Below are 7,718 nucleotides of genomic sequence, written 5' to 3'. Positions count from 1 at the left end.
GGCCGCCTACCTCGACGCGCTCGACGACACCGCGGCCACGCACGGCCGCCGGCTGTGGGGGATGCCCGTCATCGAGTCGCCGGAGATGATCCACCGCGAGACGCGCGACGACCAGCTCCTGGCCGTGCGCGGGCTGCTCGACAAGCACCGCGACTCGGTGCTCGCGGTCCGCACGGGCGCGACCGACCTGAGCGGCGTGTACGGGATCCGCCGCGGGCGCGACCTGTCGATCTACGACGTCCGCCTCGTGGCCGAGGTCCTCACGGACGTCGTCAACGTCCTCGGCCGGGCCGACGGGACGGGCTTCGTCGTCACCGGCCCGGTGTGGGAGTACTACGGCGGCAACGAGCGGCTGTTCAAGCCGCGGCTGCGGCAGGCGCCGTTCCTGGCCAGCGACGCCGAGCACCTGCGCACCGACCTCATCACGCAGGACCTCGACGGGCTCATCCGCGAGGTCGTGCTCGACGCCGCCAACGGGCTGACCGGCAAGACCGTGATCCACCCGAGCCACGTGCCCGTCGTCCACGCGCTGTCGGTCGTGCCGCACGAGGAGTTCGTCGACGCGAGCGACATCCTCGGCAGGACCGCGGGTGCGTCGGCGTCGGCGTACCGGAACAAGATGAACGAGTCCCGCCCGCACCGGGCCTGGGCCGAGCGCGTGCTCACGCGGGCCAAGGTGTTCGGCGTCGCCGAGGCGGACGTCGGTTTCGTCGACCTGCTGGGCGCGGAGGACGGCCGATGACGGCGCTCGTCGAGAGCTCCGGCACGTCGGCGTGGGTCGCGCAGCGGCTGGACGTGCGGCTGCGCACGACGAGCTCGCCCGTGGGGCTCGACCTCGCGGACCTCGTCGGGCTCGCCGTGCGGCGCAACCCGCGGCGCGCGCACCTGCTCGTCTCCCGCGTGCTGGGCAAGCACGTGCCGACCGATCCGCGGGTCGTGCGCGGCGCGGGCCTGCTGCTGGGTGGGGTCGTGCGCGCCGAGCTCGGAGGTGGCGAGCTCCCGAGCGGCCGTGGCGACGCGCTGAGGTCCGCCCTCGCGGGGTCCGCGGCCGGCTTCGACCAGATCGAGGCGCGCGAGCCCGTGCCGGCCGTCGTGCTCGGCTACGCCGAGACCGCCACCGCGCTGGGCCAGCAGGTCGCCGAGGCACTTGGCGCCCCGGTGCTGCACTCGACGCGCCGCCGGGTGCCCGGCATCGAGCCCCTCGGGGGGTTCGAGGAGGAGCACTCGCACGCGACGAGCCACCTGCTGCTCCCGGCCGACCCCGCGCTGCTGCGCACGCCGGGCACGCTCGTGCTCGTCGACGACGAGCTCACCACCGGCCGCACGGCCCTCAACACCATCGCGGCGCTGCACGCCGACCAGCCGCGGGAGCGGTACGTCGTCGCGGCGCTCGTCGACCTGCGGACCGCCGCGGACGTCGCCGCGATGGCCGCCGTGGCCGAGCGTCTCGGCACGCGCATCGACGTGGTCGCGCTCGCGGCCGGGACGGTGGAGCTGCCCGACGACGTCGGGGCGCGCGCGGCCGACCTGATCGCCGCGCTCGACGGACCGGCACCGGTGGCCGCCGCTCCGGGCGCCCCGGCCGTCCGCGTCGCGCTGCCGTGGCCCGCGGACCTGCCCGAGTCGGCGCGGCACGGCTGGGACCCGGCCGACGAACCGGCCCGTGCGGTGGCGGTCGCCGTGGCTGCGGAGACGCTCGCCGCTGTGCTGCCGGCCGACGCGTCGCCCGACGGTGCGCGCGTGCTCGTGCTCGGCACCGAGGAGCTCCTCGACGTGCCGCAGCGGCTCGCGGCGGCGCTCGCCGACGGGTTGCCCGCCCTCGACGTGCGCGTCTCGTCGACCACGCGCTCGCCCGTGCTGGTGGTCGACGACGACGGCTACGCGATGCGCACCGCGCTCGCCTTCGACGCGCACGACGAGCCCGAGGACGGCCCCGGGCCGCGATTCGCGTACAACGTGGCCGGTGGTGGCTTCGACGTGATCGTCGTCGTGCTCGACGAGCCGGCCGACACCCCGGCCGCCGACGCGCTGCTCGCCGCGCTCGCCACGGCTGCGCCGCGCGTGGTCGTCGCGACGCTGCCGGACACTGCCGCCCGTGTGGCCCGCGGGAGGTCGCTGCCCCCGGCGCTGCACGGCCCGGAGTTCGGCTCGTACGCGGCCGACGAGGTGTCCTGGCTGCTCACGGACCTCTCCGACGTCGCCCTGGAGGCGCCCGTCGAGGAGCGCGAGGAGGCCATCCAGTCCGGTGGCGCGCACTACGCCGAGTCGCTGCCGGTCGAGTACCAGCCGTCCGCGACCTACGCCGCGCTGTTCGAGGAGGCTCTCGCTGACGCGGCCGAGCGGGTCGCGCTGGCCGTCGGCGTCGTGACCGAGCGGGCGCTCGCCGCACGTGGGGGCGAGCTCACGCTGGTCTCGCTCGCGCGGGCCGGGACGCCGATCGGCATCCTCATGCGTCGCTGGGCGCGCGCGGTGCACGGCATCGAGGTGCCGCACTACGCGGTGTCGATCGTCCGCGGCCGGGGCGTCGACCACGTCGCGCTCCAGCACGTGGCCGCGCGCCACGACCCCGCGTCGGTGCTGTTCGTCGACGGCTGGACCGGCAAGGGCGCGATCGCTCGCGAGCTCGCCGCCGCGCTCGTCGAGCACCGGGCGACCACCGGCGTCGACTTCCCCGCCGACCTCGCGGTGCTGGCCGACCCCGGCCACTGCGTGACGCTGTACGGCACGCGCGACGACTTCCTCATCCCGTCGGCGTGCCTCAACTCGACGGTCTCCGGCCTCGTGTCCCGCACGGTCCTCAACCGCCAGATCCTGCGCGAGGACCAGTTCCACGGCGCGAAGTTCTACGCCGAGCTCGCCGGTGCGGACGTCTCGAACCGGTTCCTCGACGCGGTCTCCGCGCGCTTCGCGGACGTCCGCGCGGCGGTCGACGCGACGCCGGCCGCGCCGGACGACGAGCCGGACTGGCGCGGCTGGGCCGCGGTCGAGCGGGTCTCGGTCGAGCAAGGGATCGGCGACGTGAACCTGGTCAAGCCCGGGGTCGGCGAGACCACGCGCGTGCTGCTGCGGCGCGTGCCCTGGAAGGTGCTCGTGCGTGCCGACGCCGACCCGGCTGACCTCGTCCACATCCGGCACCTCGCCGCGGAGCGCGGCGTGCCCGTCGAGGAGGTCCCGGACCTGCCCTACTCGTGCATGGGCCTGATCCATCCGGCGTACACCGCCGGCGCGACGGGTGCGTCGGGCACCGCGGTCCGGACGGTGGCACCGTGAGCGCCCAGGTCGCGGGGAACGATCCCGCCTACCCGCTGCACGTCGTCGCCGACGCCGAGGCCCACGTCGCCGCGGCGGCCCGCGCGGCGGGACTCTCCGAGGCACTGGCCGCCCGCGTCGCGACCTACGCGCGTCCGGGTGCCCAGCGGAGCACGGCGCCCGTGCTCGTGGCGTGCGACCTCGACCGGACGCTCGTCTACTCGGCGGCGGCCCTGGGCCTGACGGGAGAGGACCGGAACGCCCCGACGCTCGTCGTCGCCGAGGTCTTCGACGGCAAGCCGCTCTCGTTCCAGACCCGCGACGCGCACGACATGCTCGCGGTCCTCACGCAGGTCGCGACGCTCGTCCCGACCACCACGCGCACGCGGAGCCAGTACGCACGCATCCGTATCCCCGGCTCGCCGCACCAGTACGCGGTGACGACCAACGGCGGGCACCTGCTCGTCGACGGTGTGGTGTGCCCGGACTGGGCGCAGCAGGTCGCCGACGAGCTCGCGGCGGCCGCCCCGCTCGCCGAGATCCACGAGCGACTCGCCTCGGTCGCGAGCGAGGCGTGGGTGCGCAAGATGCGCGTCGCGGACGAGATGTTCGCGTACCTGGTCATCGAGCGCGGTCTCGTGCCGCCGTACTACGTCGACGACCTCACGGCGTGGTGCGAGGCGCGCGGCTGGACCGTCTCGGTGCAGGGCCGCAAGGTCTACTGCGTGCCTGCGACGCTCACCAAGTCGGCCGCGATCGCCGAGATCGCGCGCCGGACGGGCGCGGGTGAGGTGCTGGCGGCGGGCGACTCGCTGCTGGACGGCGAGCTGTTGGCCGCGGCGGCCCGCGGGGTGCGCCCGGCGCACGGCGAGCTGCACGAGACCGGCTGGCACGCGCCGCACGTGGCGGTCACGGCAGCCTCGGGCGTGCTCGGCGGCGAGGAGATCGTCGCGCGGCTCCTGGGCGACGTGCTCAGCGGGACTTGACCGGACACCCCTGACCTGGGCGAAGGTGGAGCCCATGGGGGACAACCGCGTCACGATCACGTACTGCACGCAGTGCCGGTGGCTGCTGAGAGCGGCCTGGTACGCCCAGGAGCTGCTCACCACGTTCCATCGCGAGCTCACCGAGGTCGCGCTGCGACCGGCGACCGGCGGGGTCTTCGTCGTCGAGGTCGACGGGGAGGTCATCTGGGACCGCGGGACGGACGGAGGGTTCCCCGAGATCACGGTGCTGAAGCGTGCCGTGCGGGACCGCGTCGCGCCCGACAAGCCGCTCGGCCACTCGGACGTCGTGACCGCCTGAGCCGCGCACAGCGCCGCGACCTGGACCGTGGTCCGACGCGCGGTGGACAGGGTGGTGAAACGCAGGTCGCCGCTCGGTACGTTCGTCGCGATCCGGTCGTGCGGGTGATGAACCCCGGCCGGTGACGGGGGCACTCTCGGAGGCCGTCGGACCCGGGCTCGGGGGTGCTCGGACCGACGGCGTGGCGGGCGAGCGACCGGTCCGGGGGGACTCCGGCCGCTCGCCCGCCTGGCCCTCCGCCGGCTTCCCGCGCGGTGCCGCTCCGGGCAGGATGGGCTGATGGACCACGCGCGGTACTCCACCCACACCCCGTTCTCGGACCCCGGCACGCACGCGGACGTGCTCGCATCGGTCGAGCCCGAGCCGGGCGCGATCCACGCAGCCGCCACCGCCCTCGTCGTCCACTACCGCGGGCAGGCGGACCGCGTCACGGATGCGATGCGCGACGACATCGACCTGCGCTGGCTCGAGTCGATGCTCGACACCGCGGCGGGCCGCGCCCCGATCGTGGCCGGCGCGCCGCGCGAGGTCGGGGAGCAGGTTGCCGGGTGCTGCCGTGACCACACGCTGTTCGGGGTCGGCGTGCTGCGGCAGCACGGCATCCCGGCGCGCAGCCGCGTCGGCTTCGCGGGGTACTTCGAGCCCGGCTTCCACCACGACCACGTCGTCGTCGAGTACTGGGACGGGTCCCGGTGGGTCCGCTTCGACCCCGAGCTCGGCACGGTCGGCTTCGAGTTCGACACGCGGGACCTCCCGCAAGGCCCGCGGGCCCCGTTCGAGACCGCCGCGGAGGTGTGGATCGCAGCCCGCGGCGGCAACCTCGACGCCTCGTCGTACGGCGTGGACCGCAGCCTGCCGTGGCTGTGCGGGGAGGCGTTCGTCCGCGGGTACGTGTTCCTCGAGCTCGCGCACCGCCAGGGCGACGAGCTGTTGCTCTGGGACGAGTTCGGCGCCCGGTCCGCGGGACTGCCCGCCGACGTCGCTCCGCCCGGGGCCGTGCCGGACGCCGAGGCCGACGACCTCGCCGACGAGATCGCGGTGCTGCTCGTGCAGGCCGACGCGGGCGACGAGGACGCCGAGGCCGAGCTGGCCTCGCGCTACGAGGCCGACCCGCGGTTGAGCCCGCGCGCCGGCCTCGTGACGCTCACCCCGTACGACCGGGTGGGCGACGTGGACCTGGCCACGCGCACCACCCGGTGGCGCTAGGAGCTACGCGCCGGTCGGGCGGGGGCAGGAGACGCCCGTGCCGCCCAGGCCGCAGTAGCCCGCGGGGTTCTTGTCGAGGTACTGCTGGTGGTAGTCCTCGGCGTAGTAGAAGCGGCCCGCCTCGTCGGCGGTGCGCACCTCGGTCGTGATCTCGCCGAACCCGGCGCGGGTCAGCCGCGGCTGGTACTCGGCGAGCGTCTTGTCGGCCGCCTCGGCCTGCTCGTCGGACGTGGTGTAGATCGCCGAGCGGTACTGGGTGCCGACGTCGTTGCCCTGGCGGAAGCCCTGGGTCGGGTCGTGCGACTCCCAGAACGCACGGAGCAGGTCCTCGTGCGAGATGACGGCCGGGTCGTACGCAACCATGACCACCTCGGTGTGCCCGGTCTGGCCGGTGCACACCTCCTCGTACGTGGGGAAGGGGGTGAAGCCGCCCTGGTAGCCGACGGCGGTGGTCACGACGCCGGGCGTCTTCCACATCGCCTTCTCGGCGCCCCAGAAACAGCCCATGGCGACGTAGACCGTCGCGGTGCCGGTGGGCCACGGGCCCGCCAACGGGGTTCCCAGCACGGTGTGCGTCGTGGGCACCGTGTAGGCGTAGTCGTCGCGGCCGGCGAGGGCCCGCTCAGGGGCCACCATCGTCGATCGCAGTGCGGATCCGAACAGCCAGTTCATGGTCTCGATCCTCTCAGGGCGTGTACGCGGCTGGCACCGCCCGGCCAGCACAACCGTCCCCACGCTTCCCGTGTTCCCGGTGGACGAGGCGATATGGACCTAGCCTGTGTCAGTGACTCCCGATGATCTCGACTGGTCCGCAACAGGCTTCTCTACCCGCGCCATCCATGCAGGTCAGGACGCTGACCCGACCACGGGTGCCGTGGTCCCGCCCATCTTCCAGGTCTCCACCTACAAGCAGGACGGCGTGGGGAACCTGCGAGGCGGCTACGAGTACTCCCGGTCGGCGAACCCGACGCGCGCGGCGCTGGAGGAGGCGCTCGCCGCCGCGGAGGGTGGCGCGGGCGCGGCGGCCTTCGCCTCCGGGCTCGCGGCGGAGGACACGCTCCTGCGCGCCGTGCTCCGGCCCGGGGACCACGTCGTCGTGCCCGACGACGCCTATGGCGGCACGTACCGGCTGATCGCGCGCGTGTTCGGGCCATGGGGGATCGAGCACACGGCCGTGAACCTGTCCGACCCCGACGCGGTGCTCGGCGCCATCCAGCCCGGCCGCACCAAGGTCGTGTGGGTCGAGACGCCGACCAACCCGCTGCTCGGCATCGCGGACATCGCCGCGATCGCCGTGCACGCGCAGTCGGTCGGCGCGCTGCTCGTCGTCGACAACACGTTCGCGACCCCCTACCTGCAGCAGCCGCTCGCGCTCGGCGCGGACGTCGTCGTGCACTCGACGACCAAGTACATCGGCGGCCACTCCGACGTGGTCGGCGGGGCGCTCGTGGTCGGCGACGGCGCGCAGCTGCCCGTGGGGCTCGTCGGGCCCACCGGGACGACGAGCCTGCTCGACGCGGTGCGCTTCCACCACAACGCCTCGGGCGCGGTGGCCGGCCCGTTCGACGCGTGGCTGACCCTGCGCGGGCTGCGCACGCTCGCCGTGCGGATGGACCGGCACGTGGCGAACGCCGCCGCGGTCGTCGACTTCCTGAGCGGGCGCCCGGACGTCACCGAGGTGCTCTACCCCGGGCTCGAGTCACACCCGGGCCACGAGGTCGCGGCGCGGCAGATGTCGGCCTTCGGCGGCATGGTCGCCTTCCGCACCGGCAGCGAGGCGACCGCGCTCGCGGTGTGCGCCGCGACGCGCGTGTTCACCCTCGCCGAGTCGCTCGGCGGGGTCGAGTCGCTCATCGAGCACCCGTACCGGATGACGCACGGGTCGGTGGCCGGCACCGCCCTCGAGGTGCCCGACGACCTCGTCCGCCTGTCCGTCGGCATCGAGGATGCCGACGACC

Annotated in this window: 7 protein-coding genes; 6 read left to right on the top strand and 1 reads right to left on the bottom strand. The window is 74.5% G+C overall.

Annotated features, from left to right (window positions below; translation table 11 throughout):
- The 5 genes from D1825_RS01915 to D1825_RS01895 form a co-directional block, all read left to right on the top strand.
- A partial coding sequence (locus tag D1825_RS01915; protein WP_158580661.1) for an HpcH/HpaI aldolase/citrate lyase family protein occupies positions 1 to 742 on the top strand: 742 nt, incomplete at its 5' end.
- Complete coding sequence (locus D1825_RS01910) at positions 739 to 3,270, top strand: phosphoribosyltransferase (RefSeq protein WP_118765805.1); 2,532 nt, start codon at positions 739 to 741, stop codon at positions 3,268 to 3,270. The genes D1825_RS01915 and D1825_RS01910, both read left to right, overlap by 4 nt.
- Positions 3,267 to 4,235 (top strand): HAD family hydrolase, encoded by a 969-nt coding sequence (locus D1825_RS01905; protein WP_233549562.1) that lies wholly within the window; start codon positions 3,267 to 3,269, stop codon positions 4,233 to 4,235. The genes D1825_RS01910 and D1825_RS01905 overlap by 4 nt, the downstream gene beginning before the upstream one ends.
- 34 nt (positions 4,236 to 4,269) lie before the next feature.
- Positions 4,270 to 4,554, top strand: a complete 285-nt coding sequence (locus D1825_RS01900; RefSeq protein WP_118765804.1) for a SelT/SelW/SelH family protein — start codon at positions 4,270 to 4,272, stop codon at positions 4,552 to 4,554.
- 279 nt (positions 4,555 to 4,833) lie between these two features.
- Entirely contained in the window at positions 4,834 to 5,760 is a 927-nt protein-coding gene (locus D1825_RS01895) for a transglutaminase-like domain-containing protein (protein WP_118765803.1), read from the top strand.
- Positions 5,761 to 5,763: 3 nt separating this feature from the next.
- Here the strand turns inward: D1825_RS01895 and msrA are convergent, their stop codons facing one another.
- Positions 5,764 to 6,432, bottom strand: a complete 669-nt coding sequence (gene msrA / locus D1825_RS01890) for a peptide-methionine (S)-S-oxide reductase MsrA (RefSeq protein ID WP_118765802.1) — start codon at positions 6,430 to 6,432, stop codon at positions 5,764 to 5,766.
- Between the two features lie 112 nt (positions 6,433 to 6,544).
- Here msrA and D1825_RS01885 point away from each other — a divergent pair.
- Positions 6,545 to 7,718: cystathionine gamma-synthase (locus tag D1825_RS01885; protein ID WP_118765806.1), on the top strand; the 1,174-nt coding region annotated here is incomplete at its 3' end.

Source organism: Cellulomonas rhizosphaerae (assembly GCF_003470205.1).
Classification (GTDB): domain Bacteria; phylum Actinomycetota; class Actinomycetes; order Actinomycetales; family Cellulomonadaceae; genus Cellulomonas; species Cellulomonas rhizosphaerae.
This window is presented reverse-complemented; position numbering and strand designations above follow the sequence as displayed.

Coding starts and splice junctions, on each gene's coding strand:
- D1825_RS01910 (WP_118765805.1), top strand. CDS start 739: ATGACGGCGCTCGTCGAGAGCTCCGGCACGTCGGCGTGGGTCGCGCAG.
- D1825_RS01900 (WP_118765804.1), top strand. CDS start 4,270: ATGGGGGACAACCGCGTCACGATCACGTACTGCACGCAGTGCCGGTGG.
- D1825_RS01895 (WP_118765803.1), top strand. CDS start 4,834: ATGGACCACGCGCGGTACTCCACCCACACCCCGTTCTCGGACCCCGGC.
- msrA (WP_118765802.1), bottom strand. CDS start 6,432: ATGAACTGGCTGTTCGGATCCGCACTGCGATCGACGATGGTGGCCCCT.